This window comes from Hwangdonia seohaensis, assembly GCF_031932625.1.
Taxonomy (GTDB): domain Bacteria; phylum Bacteroidota; class Bacteroidia; order Flavobacteriales; family Flavobacteriaceae; genus Hwangdonia; species Hwangdonia seohaensis.
The window spans coordinates 1,094,034-1,111,707 of record NZ_JAVSCK010000001.1 but is presented as its reverse complement, the minus strand read 5'-3'; the positions used below and the strand labels follow the sequence as shown (position 1 = coordinate 1,111,707).

The window sequence follows — 17,674 nt, the reverse complement described above, 5'->3', positions numbered from 1 at the left end:
GTTATTAGTAGTTACCTAAAACTATAACTGATTTTTCATTGATTAATAATGACACTTACCACATTCCAATCCGCCCATTTGAGCAGGCGTTAACTTATCGACACCATATTTTTTCGATAATTCCTCGTGTATTTTTGTATAGTAAGCATTGTCTTCTACCTTAACATTTGATGTTCTGTGGCAATCAATACACCAGCCCATGGTCAATGGAGCATGTTGGTACATCACTTCCATTTCCTCAACGGGACCATGACAGGTTTGGCACTCGATACCTGCAACGGTAACGTGCTGCGAGTGGTTAAAGTACACAAAATCCGGCAGGTTATGGATACGTACCCATTTAACCGGTTGGGTTTCCCCTGTGTACTGCTGCTCTTCATCATCCCAACCTACTGCTGCATATAGCTTTTTAATTTCAGCATTGTAATCTACACCTATTTTTTCACCTTCGGCCTGGGTTTCAGGAGCCACTTCATAAATTGATTTATGGCAATTCATACAAACGTTTAAGGAAGGAATCCCCGAATGCTTCGACGTTCTAGCTGATGAGTGACAGTATTTACAGTCTATACCATTATCACCCGCATGAATTTTGTGCGAGTAATGAATAGGTTGTACGGGCTCGTAACCCTGATCTACACCAATCTGCATAAAATAACCAAACATAAAATAAGCACTGGCCAGCAAAAAGAATATAGATACGACAAGCATTAAAAATTGATTTTGCACAAAGGCCTTCCATAAAGGCTTTCTTTTTGAATCTTCTTCAAAATCAATATTTTGAGCCGCTGCAAACCTGCGCAATGTTTTATTTACCACAAATAAACCTGCAGCCAATAGCATAAACAAAATAGTTAATGCACCTAGAATAATCTCGTTTGAAACACCGCCCGTTTTTCCAGCATCACCACCTCCTGCAGCTGCAGTTTCCGCTACAACAGGGGCTTTCTTTTCTTCGGCAGTATATGCCAAAATATCATCTATATCTTCATTTGATAACTGAGGAAAAGCGGTCATTGCCGCACCAGCATACTCGTCATAAATCTTGTTGGCATAAGCATCGCCGGCCTTAACCATGCCTGCACTGTTTTTAATCCAAGTGTATAGCCACTCTCTATCAAGGCCTTCATCATCAGCCAAACGCTGCTCTATGTGTCTTAAAGCAGGCCCTGTCATCTTCTTATCTAAAGTATGACAAGCAGCACAATTGGAGTTAAACAACGATTTTCCTTTTGCCGGATCGCCTTCTTGAGCCGTAAGAGTCGTTGTAAATGCTAGTAAAATAACAAACCCCAAACGAAGACTATTTGTGGTTAGCTTGCGGTAAATTACCTGTATCATATTGTTGGTTAAATTAACTTCTAAACTTTGGTATGATTTTTTCATTTAATAAAATTGAAAAAAAACAGTTAAAAAAATCTCTCGCAAAAGTAATATTAAAAGTCGATTTTAGAAATGTTAGAGAAGTGTTAATTGATAATTTAGAGAGATTCTAAATAATAAAAACAACCATAATTAAGTTAATAACGTATACATTTGTATAAATAAATTTAAAGAATGAACGCATTAAAATTAAAAATCAACTTGTTTTTTGTTATCAGTTTTATGCTATGCGGGGCAAGTGGCTTTGCTCAAGAAGGGCATATTACCATAAATCAGGATAAGAATATCCCTAATTTGTTAGCCCTTAAAAAAGAGCTTAATAAAGATGAAGATACTCCCGATAGATACAAAATTCAAATCTATAATGGCAGTCGCGCAGGGGCTACTTCAGCTCAAAAAGAATTCCATTCCAGCTATAACGATTGGCATTCTAAAATTGTTTTTGATACGCCAAACTTTAAAATTTGGGCAGGTAATTTCAGAACGCGTTTGGAGGCCGATAGAGCATTGAAAAGAATTAAAAAAAACTTCCCCAATGCGTTTATTTTTAAACCAAAAAAGGAATAAAGCTAAATTCAGTTGCCATATTGAATTATAAAAAAAAAGCGACCAATTGGTCGCTTTTTTTATTTAATGATAAGCTTTTTTATTAGCTCTCGGTTTTCAATTTGTATTCGAACAAAATACAACCCAGCATCATAATGAGAAACATCAATGCTACTTGCCTCTTTGGCATTTAAAACCAATTTTCCTATCACATTGTATACAGACACATTATCGATGTTATACCCTTTATGATTAATGTGTATTGTTTTTTCGGCAGGATTTGGATATAGTTTTATCTGATTGCCCCATTCCAACACATCAACACCCAAAGTGGTATCTTGAACATCACCTGTAAGTGTGGCATTTGATGTGGTTAAATCACCGCCGCAATCGCCACTTGTTACACTTGCGTTTTCAACCCAAGTTCCTAAATTCAAACTTGGCGGGTTAGGAGTTGAAGGTTCAGAATTGGTATAAATTAAAAACGGAGATGAAAAGTCTCCGGTTCCGTCATCCGCTATAAATTCCCAACGGCTTTCGGTATTATTCCAAGAAATCCTAAACTCGCAAATCCCCACACCACTACAGGGTTGGTTGCCATCTACAGGAATAGTTTCAAAGACATTTCTTCCTGTGGCATCTGTACTGATTTCATTAAATATAAAGTCCTGATTGTCAAATAATTGATGACATCCGTTAAATGTGATTTGAGCCAAACCGAAACTAGAAACGCCTACTATTAGCAGCCATGTTATATAGTTTTTCATAACCAAAAAGGGATTAATTACGAGATGGATAAACACCTTCAAGCGCAATAATATAGTTTATTACCAAAACAGGCTGTATATTGTTAACCGGTTGATTGTCACCGTTAGCATTAATCATGTTTGCATTCATGGTTGTATTTGAAGCAGCATTAGAGTATTCTTTATCCAATACTTTGGTGCCTGCTGGCAAATTACCTGTTGGCACCGATTGGTTGCCGTCGTCTGTAACAGCATTTACTGTATGCGAATGCGACGGCATTTGGTTAACAGTGAGTGTGTTTGTTTCTGAGCCAAACTTTTGCCCCAATTGTCTGCTGGTCAACCCAGGTCCATTACCGGCATGCATGGGCACTCTACCTCGTAAATCTGGTAATGCAAATGTAGTCTCTCCATCACCTCCGTAGGTCGTCCCTAAAATAGAAAACAGGGCTGAATATTGGCTTATTGGTAAAAGTTGTCCGTCGCAAAGCGCCCAACCTCTTGGAGCAAAATTGCCTGCAAACATTGAGATTTGACCTATAAATGGATCAGATTGCGCATGGGTGGAATTACTAAAACTTAAACATAGTAATAATGATAAAAGTGTAATTGTTTTTTTCATGATTTATGATTTTTAATTAGGAAAATTAATACACCATAAAGGTAAAATAAAAAAGGCACTTTTGTCCAAAAGTGCCTTTTAATTTAATACCATTTGTATGGTACGCTTATTTTAAATCTGTTGAATTATTTCAATTTCTTTTTAACCTCAACTTCGTGGAACGCTTCAATAACATCGCCTTCCTTAATATCGTTGTAGTTTTTAATTTGCATACCACAGTCGTATCCTTTTGATACTTCTTTTACGTCGTCTTTAAATCGTTTTAACGATGCCAATTCGCCGGTAAACACAACCACACCATCACGAATCAATCGAATACTGGAGTTTCTAAGTATTTTACCATTGGTAACCATACATCCTGCAATGGTACCAATTTTAGATACTTTAAACATTTCCCTAATTTCTGCCGTACCTGTAATTTCCTCTTTAAGCTCTGGAGACAACATGCCTTCCATAGCGTCTTTAAGTTCGTTTATGGCATCGTAGATAATAGAGTAAGTTCTAATATCGATTTCTTCTTTATCGGCAATCATTCTTGCATTTCCAACAGGGCGTACATTAAACCCGATGATAATGGCATCGGATGCCGTTGCCAACAACACGTCACTTTCGGTTATCGCACCAACACCTTTATGGATGATGTTTACATGAATTTCTTCAGTTGATAGCTTTTGGAATGAATCTGTAAGTGCTTCCACAGAACCGTCCACATCACCTTTTAGGATAATATTCAATTCTTGGAAATCGCCCAATGCGATACGACGACCAATCTCGTCTAAAGTAATATGGCGTTGCGTTCTCACTGATTGCTCGCGTTGCAATTGCGCACGTTTGGTAGCAATTTGTTTGGCTTCACGTTCATCTTCAAATACATTAAACTTATCACCCGCTTGAGGCGCACCGTCCAATCCTAAAATGGATACTGGTGTTGATGGTCCAGCTTTGGCAATATCATTTCCACGCTCATCGTGCATGGCTTTTACTTTACCACTATGCTGACCGGCCAATACATAATCACCAATTTTCAAGGTTCCGGCTTGTACCAAAATAGTCGATACATATCCACGTCCTTTATCCAAAAAGGCTTCAACAACGGTTCCTTGTGCCAGTTTATTAGGATTTGCCGTAAGTTCCAATAATTCGGCTTCAAGCAATACTTTTTCCAATAATTCTTTTACACCAGTACCTACTTTTGCTGAAATATCGTGCGACTGTATTTTACCGCCCCAATCTTCAACAAGTAAGTTCATTTGCGCCAATCCTTCTTTAATTTTTTCAGGATTTGCATCTGGTTTATCAATTTTATTAATAGCAAAAACAATAGGCACACCTGCTGCTTGCGCATGCGAAATAGCTTCTTTTGTTTGTGGCATTATATCATCATCTGCAGCAGCCACAATAATGGCAATATCTGTAACTTGTGCTCCACGAGCACGCATAGCGGTAAAGGCTTCGTGACCCGGTGTATCTAAAAAGGCGATTTTTTGGCCATTTTCCAATTGTACGCCATAGGCACCAATATGCTGTGTAATACCACCAGATTCTCCCGCAATTACATTTTCTTGACGAATGTAATCGAGAAGCGAGGTTTTACCGTGATCGACATGCCCCATTACGGTTACGATAGGCGCACGTGGTTTTAAATCTTCTGGTTTATCTTCAACCTCTTCAATTGATTCTTCAATATCTGCTGTTACAAATTCTACTTTATATCCAAACTCTTCGGCTACAATAGACAGGGTTTCTGCATCCAATCGCTGATTCATGGTAACCATCATACCTAACGACATACATGCCGAAATAATTTGGGTTACCCCAACATCCATCATGGTAGCGACTTCGTTTGCCGTTACAAACTCCGTAACTTTAAGGATTTTGCTTTCTGCTGCTTCTATTTGCTCATCAATCTCAGTTTGCTCCCTGTGCAGATCTCTTTTATCTCTTCTGTATTTGGCACCTTTACCCTTGCTTGTTTTACCTTGAAGTTTTTCAAGTGTTTCGCGCACTTGTTTTTTTACATCCTCTTCACTAGGCTCTTCTTTTACAATGTTTCGTCGGCCTTTTCCAGCTCCCGGCTTTCCTTTAAAACGATCATTCTTTCCTCTGGAAGCATTGCCGTTTCCAGCCCCTGGCGCACCGGCTTTACTAATACGACGTCGCTTTTTCTTATGAGCCGCTCCGTCGTCTTTTTTAGCATCTGGTTTTTTATCTTCTTTCTTTTTCTTGGGTTTATTAAACTGGGATAAATCAATTTTATCGCCTGCTATTTTTGGCCCTGAAAGTTTTTTGTATTGTGTTTCTACCTTCTCTTCAACAATTACCTCTTGGTCATCAGAAACAATTACCTTTTTTTTAGGTGCTTCTTTTTCCTTTTCTTTTGAAACCTTTTCCTTTTTGGGTTCAGGTTTTTGAGCCTTTTCAGGCTGCGCTTTTTCTTCTTTTACGGCTTCTGAAGCTTTTTCTTTAGGCGCTTCTGGAACGACCGCTTCTTTTTCTGGAAGTGGGTCTTCTTTCTTTTTAGGCTCTAAATCAATTTTACCAACTGTTTTTGGTCCAGAAAGTGTTTTAGCTGCTTTTACAACTTCTTGTTTTTGGGCTGCTCGTTTTTGCTTTTCTTCAAGTTCACGCTCGCGTTGTTCGCGCAATAAATCTTTCTCTTTTTGCTTAGCCTCACTAACTTCTTGAGAAGCCATTTTTTTATTAGCGTCTGTTTCAAATTCGTCTGAAAGAATTTTATATGTTTCTTCAGAAATTTTTGTAGTAGGGCGCTTCTCTATTTCGACACCTTTGGAATCCAAAAATTCCACGGCACGATCTAAAGAGATGTTAAGCTCGCGTAATACTTTATTTAATCTAATTGTGTCAGCCATAAATTGCCTTTAAAATACTCAAATATATATTATACCTATTCAACCATAAAATTAAATGGGTATTTATTCTTCGAATTCTTCTCTTAGAATTCTAAGAACATCATTAATAGTTTCTTCTTCTAAATCTGTTCGTTTAACCAAATCTAACACATCTTGCTCTAAAATGCTTTTTGCGGTATCTAATCCAGCTTTGCTAAACTCGTCTATGATCCAAGATTCGATTTCATCGGAGAATTCTCTTAATTCCACATCTTCTTCTGCGCCTTCTCTAAGCACATCAATCTCGAACCCTGTTAATTGTCCTGCCAAACGGATGTTGTGGCCACCTCTACCAATGGCCTTACTAACTTCTTCTGGTTTTAAAATAACCTCGGCACGTTTTGTTTCTTCATTTAACTTAACCGATGTTACCCTTGCTGGACTCAGCGCTCGGGTTACATAAAGCTGCAGGTTATTTGTATAGTTTATAACGTCGATATTTTCGTTTCCTAACTCACGAACAATACCGTGAATTCTGGAACCTTTCATACCCACACAGGCACCAACGGGATCGATTCTGTCATCATAGGAATCGACAGCTACTTTTGCTTTTTCTCCTGGAATTCTTACCACGTTTTTAATGGTTATTAAACCATCGAAAACTTCTGGGATTTCCTGTTCGAATAGTTTTTCTAAAAACTTAGGCGAACTTCTGGACATAATGATGGTTGGTTTAGCGCCTTTAAGCTCTACACTATCAATAACGCCGCGAACATTATCGCCTTTTCTAAAGAAATCCGAAGGTATTTGCCTGTCTTTTGGCAACACGATTTCGTTCCCTTCGTCATCCAATAAAATAACCGCCCTGTGGCGAATATGATGCACTTCGGCCGTATAAATCTCGCCAACTAAATCCTTAAAATGCTTATAGATAATGGTATTATCGTGCTCGTGGATTTTAGAAATTAAATTTTGGCGCAGTGCTAAAATAGCACGTCTTCCTAAATCTATAAGTTTTACTTCCTCCGACACATCTTCACCTACCTCAAAATCCGGCTCTATTTTACGAGCTTCAGTTAATGATATTTCTTGATTTGGATCTTCAACCTCGCCATCAGCAACCACTATTCTATTTCTCCAAATCTCTAAATCGCCTTTATCTGGGTTTACAATAATATCGAAATTATCGTCGTCGCCATATTTCTTTTTTAAAGCACTTCTAAATACATCCTCTAAAATAGCCATTAACGTTACTCTGTCAATTAACTTATCGTCTTTGAATTCTGAAAATGATTCAATTAACGCTACATTTTCCATAAATCTGAATTAAAATTTAATCATAACTTTTGCTTCTACAATATCTTTATAAGCAATATTTGCTTCTTTCTTTACAGTAACCTTACCTTTTCCAACGGGTTTTGGCTCTCTAACTTTCCACTCTAATGTTATCGTATCATCGGTAGCTTTGGTAAGAATCCCTTCTATTTTATCAGATGGTGTTCGTACTTCCAGCGTCCTTTTTATATTTTTTTTATACTGCCGATTATGAACCAACGGCGCCGTGGCACCAGCCGACATAACCTCTAAGGAAAAATCCTGTTCTTCTCTATCCAAATTGTGTTCAATGGCCCTGCTTATAAACATGCAGTCTTCAACTAAAACGCCGTTATCGCCATCTATGATTACCTTGATGTGATTGCTGCTATCAATAGAGAAATCTATCAGAAATAAATCCGGGCGTTCAACCAATGCTTTTTCAAGTAAATCTGTAACGGTATTTTTAAACATTTTTAGTATAAAAAGAGGGGACTTCCCGTCCCCTCATTATCTTATTTTGCATTTCAACGCTGCAAATATATAATTTTTTAATTGATTTTTAAAGTATTAATTTATAAATTTATAAGCATCTCGAACATTAAAACCATGAAAAAAATACTTGTCCCTACCGATTTTTCCGAACAAGCCGAAAACGCTTTAAAAGTTGCCGCACAATTGGCCAAGCAACACCATTGCGAAATTTATTTGCTCCATATTGTTGAAATACCGATGCACAAAGTTGATGCTTTAAGCAGTTACAACAATTTGCCCGAAGCCATCTATTTTATGAAATTGGCCCACAAACAGTTTAAGGATTTAAAAGCCAAAGCCTACCTAAAAGACTTGGTTGTACACGAACAGGTAGATTTGCACGAAATATTCAAGGGTGTTTTCCAAACTTGTAAAAAACACAACATCGATTTGGTTGTTATGGGCTCAAACGGGGTAAGCGGTTTGCGTGAAATGCTTATTGGGAGCAATACCGAAAAAGTGGTGCGCACCTCTGAAACCCCGGTGCTTGTTATTAAAAACAAGCATGATAAATTTAAGGTAAAGGATTTTGTTTTTGCTTCTGATTTTAAGGAAGAAAGCAAAATACCATACCAAAAGGCGCTTGGATTTGCCGAAATTTTAGGCGCCAAAATGCATTTGCTTATGGTAAATACACCTCATAAATTCGTTACCTCGGAAAAGGCAAACAAAAGAATGAACACCTTTATCGAGGCCAACAAATCGAACAATTATACTACCAATATTTATAACGATTTAAGTATTGAAAAAGGAATTATGAATTTCTCTAAATCCATAAAAGCCGATATAATTGGAATGAGCACCCATGGCAGACAAGGGATTTCGCATTTTTTTAATGGCAGCATTAGTGAGGATTTGGTAAACCATGCGAAGCGCCCCGTGATTACTTTTAAGATTTAGTTTTTTGTGCAAAGAGGCTAAGAAGCTAAGTGTTTCATTGTTTTGGTTTAAACTTGATTTTGTCAGAAAAAAACGATACATTCGTTCACTTGTGCTGAACTTGTTACAGTAACGTCGGATATAAGTCTGTTACTGAGCTAAGTTAAAGTATTAAAAACGACGCATACCCTTGAATAATTATACCCAATTAAGCACAAAAATTATGAGAACAACTATAAACAAAATTAAAACGCCAACATTTTCAATTTTATTTATAGTTGCATTAATTGGTTGTAAATCAGGAAATAAGGAACCTATTAAAGACACACAAAATGTTACTTCCCTAAATGTCCTTTCAGAAGTGGTTGATTCTATTAATTCAGATATAAACAACGGTGATTATGGATTAATTAACCGCTTTATGGTCATACGAAATGACGAGTTGTTGGCAGATTTTAAATATAATCAAGACTATGAATCCATAGTTAAAAAGTATGATACGACCAATCATCAATACAATTTCAATAATACGGATTGGCATCCTTACTACAAGGAAAGTGAGTTGCACACGCTTCAATCTGTAACCAAGAGTATTACATCAATCCTTTTTGGTATTGCATTGGATTTAAATGATGATTATAATGTTAGCAACAAAGCAATGCCTTTGTTGAGTGGTTATAATACTGACTTTCCAGATAAACGAAAGCAAAATATAACTATTGAAGATTTATTGACTATGAGAAGTGGATTACAATGGAATGAAGAGACTGACCATAATGATACTACAAATGACTGTTTTAGGCTGGAATCAAGCGACAACTGGATAGACTATGTATTGAGCAAGCCTATGGATACCATACCAGGAACAAGATTCGTTTATAATGGTGGAGGAACTGTACTTTTAGGGAAAATCATTAGAATCATAACGGGTAAACGAATTGACCATTGGGCAGAAGAAAAATTATTTGAGCCACTCGGCATTGGAGATTACTATTGGAAAGAAACACCTGATGGAGAAATCGATACAGAAGGAGGTCTATATCTTAAGGCAGAAGATTTGGCTAAAATTGGTTCATTGTTTTTGAACAAAGGGAATTGGAACGGTAAGCAAATTGTATCTAAAAGATGGGTCACAACATCTACAAGCCCTTTACTTAAAGACATAAAACCTCAATGGCGAAGTGTTACAGGTTATGGCTATCAATGGTGGATTCCTGAATATTCGGAAAATGGCAAAACCAATATTTATTCCGCTAACGGATATGGAGGTCAGTATTTAATGATAGCACCAGAATACAATTTAGTAATTGTCTTTAATGGTTGGAATATAAATGATGAACCTGAAAAGTCAACTTATAGAGTTTTACAAGACAGAATAATACCAGCACTTAAGTATAAATAACTGGGTGTTAAATGCTATTAGTAATTGCTTGTCCTCGCAACTACTCATAGCCAAACCTTAAAACGAACTTACCCAAAAACAAACCAACTTTTAGTTAAACCTATAAGCCAGCAAACCAACCCGCGTTAGGGATTGAGGCATTTGTTGAAGCTCGCCGACAAAGGAGGAAGCGACTGCCGAAAGCCCGACCTGCCACCTTGAGCTTAGTCGAAAGGCAAAGGTAACGCCCTAATAATATTCCTTAAAAAACAAAAAATCCTAATCATATGTTTGATTAGGATTTTTGTTGGTCCAATAGGGCTCACTTCGACTGCGCTCAGTATAAACTTCTCGCCCAATCTCATTCCAAAAAAAATCCCAACCAATTTAATGATTGAGATTTCCTTTTTTTGTTGGCCCACTAGGGCTCGAACCTAGACTCTTTGGTACCAAAAACCAACGTGTTGCCAGTTACACCATGGGCCATTTTGCTATTGAGGTGGCAAATTTAAAACAAAATTTTCTTTGCACAAGCATTTTTGTAAAAATATTTATGAGTTTGTATCGTTTCCTTAAAAACAATTAGAATTTTTGCGCTTAATAGCCATGGTAGCGTTGTTTTATGTTAAGACAAACCAAATAGTTATACCTTGTTTCATATTTATTATTAAATTCGCCCAAGCAAATAAACATAGATTTTATGGCACATTTAAACTTTAAAGAATGGAATACCATTTTAGGATGGCTCTCTTTTTTAATTGCATTAATTACGTACAGTTTAACCGTTGAACCCACGGTAAGTTATTGGGACGCGGGCGAATACATTTTAACCTCGGCAAAATTACAGGTTGGCCACCCACCGGGAGCGCCTTTATTCCAAATGCTTGGGGCCTTCTTTTCCATGTTTGCTTTTGAGCCTTCGCAAGTGGGCTGGATGATGAACATGATGAGTGCCATTGCCAGCGCATTTACCATTTTATTTATGTTTTGGACCATTACGTTGCTATTGGTAAAACTAGTAGCAAAAAATGGAGACATTAATTCGCAACAGGCCATGGCTATTTTAGGCAGTGGTTTGGTGGGCAGTTTAGCGTTTACATTTACCGATTCGTTTTGGTTTAATGCCGTTGAAACCGAGGTTTACGCCATGGCTACTTTAATTATGTCGGTGTTATTTTGGTTGGGCTTACGCTGGGAACAGGACATGGACAAACCCCGTGGCAACCGCTGGCTTATTTTAATTGCCTTTATTATCGGGCTTTCTTTTGGGGTGCATTTTATGGGCCTTTTAACCATTCCTGCCATTGGTCTTATTTATTATTTTAAAAACTACAAGACCGTTACGGTTAAAAACTTCATTATTGCAAATGCCGTTTCCATTGGTATTTTACTGTTTGTTTTTAAATTATTAGCGCCCAATATCCTTAAAATATTCAGTGCTTTTGAAATCTTTTTTGTCAATAGCGTTGGCTTGCCGTTTAACTCCGGAACCATAATAGCTGGTTTATTATTAATAGCCATTATTTATTATGCCTTAAGGTACACGCGGCAAAAACAATACGTGCACTTAAATACGGGCATTCTTTGCATTACCTTTGTCATCGTAGGTTTTTCTACTTGGTTAATGCTGCCTATTCGTGCCAATGCCAATGTGGTAGTTAACGAAAATAACCCATCTGACGCCCGAGAGCTACTAGCCTATTACAATCTGGAACAATACCCGGAAACCCATTTGTTTTACGGCCCTTTGTTTACCGACCAATATGCGTATTTGGATGAAAGAAATCCGTACACAGACGATAAACCCAACTACGAAAAAGACAAGGAAAAAGGCAAATACGTTATTGTAAACGATTACAAAAACGCCAAACAAAACTACAACTCAAAACACGCCGCTGTTCTTCCGAGAATGTGGAGTCCAGAACATGCCGAAAATTATATGATGTTTTCCGGGTATTTGGATTTTAAGCTGAAACCCGATTACCAAATGCAAAACGAGCTTCGTAAAGCAGTATCCGATTTTAAAAACGATGTCGCCCGTGGCAATGTAGATTACGAAGATTACCACAACTTTTTAAAACGATTTAAAAGTTATATCGATATTGAAAAACCCTCGTTGGCTTCAAACATTCTTTACATGCTCGAATACCAACTCGGGTATATGTATTGGCGTTATTTTATGTGGAATTTCACAGGGCGACAAGACGATATTCAAGGCCGCTACGACAATCATGGGAATTGGCTAAGCGGTATAAAATTTATTGACGAATGGCATTTAGGCTACTCGCAAGATAATTTACCAAGCGATGTAAAAAACAACAAAGCGCGAAACACATACTATTTCCTACCGTTAATTTTAGGGCTAATAGGCATGTTCTTCCTCTTTAACAAAGACAAAAAAACCTTTTGGGTGATGCTGGTGTTTTTCCTGTTTACTGGGTTGGCCATTCAGTTTTACACCAATGTGCGCCCGTTTGAACCCCGCGAACGCGATTACTCCGTTGTAGGCTCATTTTATGTATTTGCCATTTGGATTGGTTTTGGGGTTTACGCCATTTACGAAATGCTTAAAAAACACTTGCCATCAAAACTCGCTGTACCCATAATAACCATAGCTTGTTTAATTTTGGTTCCAGGTATTTTAGCCGCAAACAATTGGGACGACCACGATAGATCGGGCAAATACACCGCACGATCTATGGCCTATAAATATTTGGATTCCTGTGAAGAAAACGCCATACTGTTTACCATTGGCGATAACGATACGTTTGCCCTTTGGTACGCCCAAGAAATTGAAGGTTATCGTACCGATGTGCGTGTGGTAAACACCAGTTTATTTCAAACCGATTGGTACATCGACCAAATGAAACGTAAAGCTTATGAAAGCGATCCTATTCCTTCGCAATTAACACACGAGCATTACAGATACGGCACTAATGATTATGTGATGGTTGAGAACGTCATTAAAGATACGCTTGAAATTAAGGAAGCTTTAAACTTTATAACCAGCAATAATCCACGATCTAAATACCAATATATCCTGCAACAACAAGGTGTTGATGTTTCGCAGGTTAGAAACCAAGATTTAAATGCAAACTATTTACCTACGGGACATTTAAGACTTCCTGTAAATAAAGAAAATGCACTAAAATACGGCATCGTAAAACCAGAGGACGCCGATAAAATGGTATCGCATATCGACATTCATATTAAAGATGGTGCTGTATATAAAAACCGCCTTTTAATGCTTGACGTTGTTGCCAACAACGATTGGAAACGCCCCATTAATTTTACTGGTGGCGCTTTCGCGGAAGACGATTACATCTGGATGAAAGACTATCTGCAACTCGATGGCATGTGCTATAAATTGGTGCCCATTAAAACACCGGTTGATAGAGCAAATCCTTTTGATATGGGTCGCGTTGATAGCGATTTAATGTACGAAAAAGTTAAAAAATGGGATTGGGGCAATAGTGGTAGTCCGGATATTTACCACGATGTTGAAACCCGCAAAAACTCAATTACTTACCGCGGGAATTTGGCGCGTTTAATGGAACAGCTTATTAATGAAGACAAACCAGAGAAAGCCGAGGAAATAGCCGATATTGCCATGACCAATATGCCTGTTGAATACTTTGGTTTTTACACCCTTTTAGAGCCTTACATTAGCGGCTATTACGAGGTTGGAAACAAAGAAAAAGCGCAACAATTATTTAAAGAAGTAGCCAATAAATATCAGGAAAACCTAACCTATTACAGCGGTTTAAAAGTTGAAAATCAAGAGCGTTTGTTTGAAGAAATTTACACCGATATACAACGTTATAAAAGCCTTATTGATGTTTTAGTGGAATACGATATTGATTTTGCCGAAACTGAAGGCGATATTTTCAATAACTACTTAAAACTGTTTAGGCACTTTTACGGCGAAGACGAGCTTGAAGAAGAGCAACAGCAAACGGATTTAGATATTCCCGATAGCAGCAGTTTACAGATAGATACAGCTAATTAATTTCAGATTTAAGGCATGACCTTAACACCTGTAAAAACACCTATGTTGGTAAAGCGGATGTTTCCAAATTATATTTGGAACATCCCAACCGCTGGCAAAACCATCTATTTAACTTTTGATGATGGGCCAACGCCCGACATCACCAATTGGACTTTGGATGTTTTAAAACAATACAACGCCAAAGCCACTTTTTTTTGCATTGGCCATAATATTGAAAAGCATCCGGAGATTTTTCAGCATATTATAAATGATGGTCATGCCATTGGCAATCATACACACAATCACATTAAAGGTTGGAAAACCAAAACCAAAGATTATTTAGAAAATGTTTCAGAAGCAGAAAAAGTTATAAATTCTCAAATTAAAGTTTGTAACACTGAGCGCATTGGAAGTGCGGAACTTGAAACTCAAAACCCTGAACTTAAAACCCTAAACTCTGAACTATTTAGACCGCCTTACGGACAAATCAAACCAAAACAGGGCAAACAACTCATCGGGTTAGGTTACAAAATAATCATGTGGGATGTGCTGTCTTTTGATTGGGATAAAAACGTTACGCCCGAGGGTTGCTTAAATAATGTGATTTCAAAAAGCACAAACGGAAGCATCATTGTGTTTCACGATAGTGTGAAAGCTTCAAAAAACATGCAATATGCTTTACCAAAAGTTTTGGAATATTTTAACGAAAAAGGATATAGCTTTAAAAGCTTAAAAGCTTAGAAGCTTAGAAGCTTAGAAGCTTAGAAGCTTAGAAGCTTAAAAATATTGCTGAATAATTCCAATAAGTGTATTGGCATCTTGCTCTCCGCTTTGGCGCCATTTCATTTCGCCATCTTTATAAATAATTAATGTGGGCAAGCCTTTTACACGTAAAGCTTCGGCAAGTTCTTCGTTTTTTTCAACATCAATTTTAATCACTTTTGCCTTATCACCTAATGCTGCAGCAACGTCTCGAAGTACGGGATGCATGGCCGTTGATTGTTCGTTCCATTCTGTAAAAAAGTCTAACAGAACAGGAATATCCACATCGATAAGTTCCCCGAATTTTGACATATCTTAATGTTTTAAATCAATACAAAGCATTACAAACCTACAATTTTTTATTTTAGTTTGAAATCAACGCCATAAACTAAGTTGTTGATACTTAATTATAAATATAAAAAAAATTGTTGCAACTACAACATTAGTTAGTATTTATGCATCTTTTACGCCCTTTTTAAGTTCGATAACCGTTATTTCCGGCCAAATACCAACACGCCCTGGATAGCCTAAATAGCCAAAGCCGCGGTTTACGTTTATGTATTGCCCTTTTTCTTTGTAAATACCAGCCCAATGTTTATAGCGCCATTTTACGGGACTCCATTTAAACCACCCCGGTATTTCGATGCCAAATTGCATGCCGTGGGTATGCCCGCTTAAAGTTAAATGGTAATGATAATCGTCTTGAACCACCTCTTGCTCCCAATGCGAAGGGTCGTGGCTCATCAAGATTTTAAAATCATCCTTATCAACCTGTTGAGCGGCCTTTTTTAAATCTCCAGCCTTTTTAAAACCGCCAGCGCCCCAGTTCTCAACACCTATAATAGCTAAACGTTGGCCGTTTTTTTCAATGGTTCTACTTTCGTTTAAAAGCAAATCGAAACCCATGTCTTTTTGGGTTTGTATCAAGTCCTTAAAATTTTGTGCTTTGGCTTCTGATGTTGGCCAATTTACATAATCGCCATAATCATGATTACCCAATACCGAGTATATCCCATCCTTAGCCTTTAACGATCCAAACAAATCTTTCCACGCCGCCATTTCAGAGCTTTTGTTATTGACCAAATCCCCTGTAAACATAATCACATCCGATTTCTGTTCATTAATTAAATCTACGCCATATTCAATCTTGGTTCTGTTATCAAAACTGCCACAATGAATATCGCTAATTTGGGTTATTTTATAGCCATCAAAGGCTTCTGGCAAATCTTCAAAATACAATTTATAGCTTAAAACCCTAAAGCGGTATTTGCCTTTGTACATGCCATAAAGAAGCGATGCAAACGGAATTGCTGCCAATCCTATAGCAATCTGACTGATAAATTTTCGTCTGGAAGGCATGTAGAAAGTTTCTTTAGTAGTAACCAATTTATCATACAAACCCAACACGACTCTAATAATATCTTCGCCTAATAAAATGGGAATAATAACTAAGTTAAAAGACATAAAAGCGAGTAAAAACCCAAAGGCATAACTTTTTGAAGGATTTAAAACGCGCCCATCTGAAGCTGCTAAAAACTGAAACATGAAATTGCCTAAAACCAGTAAAGCAATACCAATAAAAATAATGTACACCCAATTACTTTTGCTTATTGTTTTAATGGCTTGAAAACCATAAAACGATATAAACAGGTAGAAAAGAATAAAAATAATCCAACGCGACATAGCTTTTTTTCCAAAGATACCTTATTTAAATATTCCAGCTTTATCTGCAAAACATATTTAACGCTACGTTAAGAAACGTCATCGTTTAATTGCTGTAACTTACTATGAAATGGCTATAATAATATTGGCGATGCGGGTTTCGTCTGAAAATGAAATAGTACGTTCGTCAAAAAAAGAAGCACTGTGCATAGAAATTTTAGGTGTTTCAATAACTTGTTTTATTGTTGTTGCAGAGCAATGGATTTCGTTAAAACCGGCCTCTTTAAACAATAGGGCATTTTCAGCATTGATACCGCCCCCTGGAAGTATTCCAATTTTATTTTCGGCCTTTTCCTTTAGCTGTTTAAGCAGTTCCAAGCCTTTATTAGCAGCGGTTTCCTGTCCCGAAGTAAGCACCCTATCAACACCCAAATCCGCAAGTTGCCCTAAGGCTTCCAAAGGATTTTCAACCCAATCAAACGCACGGTGGAACGTAAAGGGCAATGGTTTTGCGAGGTCCATTAAAATTTTGGTTCGTACAACGTCAATGGTATTGTTTTTATTTAAAACCCCAGAAACAATGCCGCTACAACCCAGCGCTTTACATTGTAGAATATCGCTTTTCATAATTTCGAACTCATCATCTGAATAGGTAAAGTTTCCGCTTCTTGGACGTATTAGAACAAACACGGGAATTTTAAGGGTTTCTGTTACTTTTTTAATCAGCCCAAAACTTGGTGTTATCCCGCCAATGGCAAGTTCAGAACACAACTCAATACGATTTGCCCCTGCATTTTCGGCATGAATTGCAGAACGATATGAATTGGCACAAATTTCTAGTAGCATTTTTTAGTATCTTAGAAGCCAAAATTAAGTATAATTTAGCAAATGCTTTTAAACTAAATATGATTTCCGTGCGACAATCATTGGGATTTTGGAAATGAAAAAATATAAAACTTAGATGGAACTTCCATAACTAGAATTCAATACCCAAATTAATGGTTATAT

Annotated in this window: 14 protein-coding genes and 1 tRNA gene; 5 read left to right on the top strand and 10 right to left on the bottom strand. The window is 37.3% G+C overall.

All coding sequences use genetic code 11. The annotated features are described in order from the left end of the window. Positions 1–42: 42 nt before the first annotated feature. On the bottom strand, positions 43–1,341 hold the full coding sequence (locus RNZ47_RS04800) for a c-type cytochrome (RefSeq protein WP_311937495.1): 1,299 nt from the start codon (positions 1,339–1,341) through the stop codon (positions 43–45). A 216-nt stretch (positions 1,342–1,557) separates the two neighbouring features. On the opposite strand from RNZ47_RS04800, the gene RNZ47_RS04795 reads away from it, so the two are divergent. Beyond that, positions 1,558–1,950, top strand: coding sequence for an SPOR domain-containing protein (locus RNZ47_RS04795; protein ID WP_311937192.1), 393 nt, complete (start codon positions 1,558–1,560; stop codon positions 1,948–1,950). A gap of 59 nt (positions 1,951–2,009) precedes the next feature. Here the strand turns inward: RNZ47_RS04795 and RNZ47_RS04790 are convergent, their stop codons facing one another. The 5 genes from RNZ47_RS04790 to rimP all read right to left on the bottom strand — a co-directional run bounded on the left by RNZ47_RS04790 (position 2,010) and on the right by rimP (position 7,934). Continuing rightward, positions 2,010–2,696 carry a T9SS type A sorting domain-containing protein gene (locus RNZ47_RS04790; RefSeq protein ID WP_311937187.1) on the bottom strand — a complete coding sequence of 229 codons (687 nt, stop codon included), beginning with the start codon at positions 2,694–2,696 and terminating at the stop codon, positions 2,010–2,012. A gap of 13 nt (positions 2,697–2,709) precedes the next feature. Next, on the bottom strand, positions 2,710–3,297 hold the full coding sequence (locus tag RNZ47_RS04785) for a phage tail protein (protein ID WP_311937184.1): 588 nt from the start codon (positions 3,295–3,297) through the stop codon (positions 2,710–2,712). A 125-nt stretch (positions 3,298–3,422) separates the two neighbouring features. Next, positions 3,423–6,167 (bottom strand): translation initiation factor IF-2, encoded by a 2,745-nt coding sequence (gene infB / locus RNZ47_RS04780; RefSeq protein ID WP_311937182.1) that lies wholly within the window; start codon positions 6,165–6,167, stop codon positions 3,423–3,425. Positions 6,168–6,230: 63 nt separating this feature from the next. Next, positions 6,231–7,463, bottom strand: a complete 1,233-nt coding sequence (gene nusA / locus RNZ47_RS04775) for a transcription termination factor NusA (protein WP_311937179.1) — start codon at positions 7,461–7,463, stop codon at positions 6,231–6,233. 9 nt (positions 7,464–7,472) lie between these two features. Beyond that, positions 7,473–7,934, bottom strand: coding sequence for a ribosome assembly cofactor RimP (rimP, locus tag RNZ47_RS04770; RefSeq protein WP_311937175.1), 462 nt, complete (start codon positions 7,932–7,934; stop codon positions 7,473–7,475). Positions 7,935–8,069: 135 nt separating this feature from the next. Here rimP and RNZ47_RS04765 point away from each other — a divergent pair, with 135 nt between their 5' ends. Then, a complete protein-coding gene (locus RNZ47_RS04765) occupies positions 8,070–8,894 on the top strand; it encodes a universal stress protein (protein ID WP_311937172.1) in 825 nt (274 codons plus the stop codon). 202 nt (positions 8,895–9,096) lie between these two features. After that, positions 9,097–10,275, top strand: coding sequence for a serine hydrolase domain-containing protein (locus RNZ47_RS04760; RefSeq protein ID WP_311937169.1), 1,179 nt, complete (start codon positions 9,097–9,099; stop codon positions 10,273–10,275). 392 nt (positions 10,276–10,667) lie between these two features. Here the strand turns inward: RNZ47_RS04760 and RNZ47_RS04755 are convergent. Continuing rightward, positions 10,668–10,740, bottom strand: a tRNA-Gln gene (locus RNZ47_RS04755). Positions 10,741–10,954: 214 nt separating this feature from the next. Here RNZ47_RS04755 and RNZ47_RS04750 point away from each other — a divergent pair. Next, on the top strand, positions 10,955–14,263 hold the full coding sequence (locus RNZ47_RS04750; RefSeq protein WP_311937165.1) for a protein O-mannosyl-transferase family: 3,309 nt from the start codon (positions 10,955–10,957) through the stop codon (positions 14,261–14,263). A 15-nt stretch (positions 14,264–14,278) separates the two neighbouring features. Further along, positions 14,279–14,983, top strand: a complete 705-nt coding sequence (locus RNZ47_RS04745) for a polysaccharide deacetylase family protein (protein ID WP_311937162.1) — start codon at positions 14,279–14,281, stop codon at positions 14,981–14,983. 36 nt (positions 14,984–15,019) lie between these two features. Here the strand turns inward: RNZ47_RS04745 and RNZ47_RS04740 are convergent, their stop codons facing one another. From RNZ47_RS04740 to RNZ47_RS04730, 3 genes are all read right to left on the bottom strand, one after another. Beyond that, positions 15,020–15,316, bottom strand: a complete 297-nt coding sequence (locus tag RNZ47_RS04740) for a thioredoxin family protein (RefSeq protein WP_311937159.1) — start codon at positions 15,314–15,316, stop codon at positions 15,020–15,022. A gap of 141 nt (positions 15,317–15,457) precedes the next feature. Next, positions 15,458–16,687: a metallophosphoesterase gene (locus RNZ47_RS04735; protein WP_311937157.1), complete on the bottom strand. Its 1,230-nt coding sequence runs from the start codon at positions 16,685–16,687 to the stop codon at positions 15,458–15,460. Between the two features lie 102 nt (positions 16,688–16,789). Then, on the bottom strand, positions 16,790–17,512 hold the full coding sequence (locus RNZ47_RS04730) for a copper homeostasis protein CutC (RefSeq protein ID WP_311937154.1): 723 nt from the start codon (positions 17,510–17,512) through the stop codon (positions 16,790–16,792). Positions 17,513–17,674: the final 162 nt, after the last annotated feature.

Excerpts from the sequence above, each read along its gene's own strand:
- RNZ47_RS04785 (WP_311937184.1), bottom strand. The coding sequence starts at position 3,297 with ATGAAAAAAACAATTACACTTTTATCATTATTACTATGTTTAAGTTTT.
- RNZ47_RS04740 (WP_311937159.1), bottom strand. The coding sequence starts at position 15,316 with ATGTCAAAATTCGGGGAACTTATCGATGTGGATATTCCTGTTCTGTTA.
- RNZ47_RS04800 (WP_311937495.1), bottom strand. The coding sequence starts at position 1,341 with ATGATACAGGTAATTTACCGCAAGCTAACCACAAATAGTCTTCGTTTG.
- rimP (WP_311937175.1), bottom strand. The coding sequence starts at position 7,934 with ATGTTTAAAAATACCGTTACAGATTTACTTGAAAAAGCATTGGTTGAA.
- RNZ47_RS04765 (WP_311937172.1), top strand. The coding sequence starts at position 8,070 with ATGAAAAAAATACTTGTCCCTACCGATTTTTCCGAACAAGCCGAAAAC.
- RNZ47_RS04730 (WP_311937154.1), bottom strand. The coding sequence starts at position 17,512 with ATGCTACTAGAAATTTGTGCCAATTCATATCGTTCTGCAATTCATGCC.
- RNZ47_RS04735 (WP_311937157.1), bottom strand. The coding sequence starts at position 16,687 with ATGTCGCGTTGGATTATTTTTATTCTTTTCTACCTGTTTATATCGTTT.
- RNZ47_RS04760 (WP_311937169.1), top strand. The coding sequence starts at position 9,097 with ATGAGAACAACTATAAACAAAATTAAAACGCCAACATTTTCAATTTTA.
- RNZ47_RS04790 (WP_311937187.1), bottom strand. The coding sequence starts at position 2,696 with ATGAAAAACTATATAACATGGCTGCTAATAGTAGGCGTTTCTAGTTTC.
- RNZ47_RS04750 (WP_311937165.1), top strand. The coding sequence starts at position 10,955 with ATGGCACATTTAAACTTTAAAGAATGGAATACCATTTTAGGATGGCTC.
- nusA (WP_311937179.1), bottom strand. The coding sequence starts at position 7,463 with ATGGAAAATGTAGCGTTAATTGAATCATTTTCAGAATTCAAAGACGAT.
- infB (WP_311937182.1), bottom strand. The coding sequence starts at position 6,167 with ATGGCTGACACAATTAGATTAAATAAAGTATTACGCGAGCTTAACATC.
- RNZ47_RS04795 (WP_311937192.1), top strand. The coding sequence starts at position 1,558 with ATGAACGCATTAAAATTAAAAATCAACTTGTTTTTTGTTATCAGTTTT.
- RNZ47_RS04745 (WP_311937162.1), top strand. The coding sequence starts at position 14,279 with ATGACCTTAACACCTGTAAAAACACCTATGTTGGTAAAGCGGATGTTT.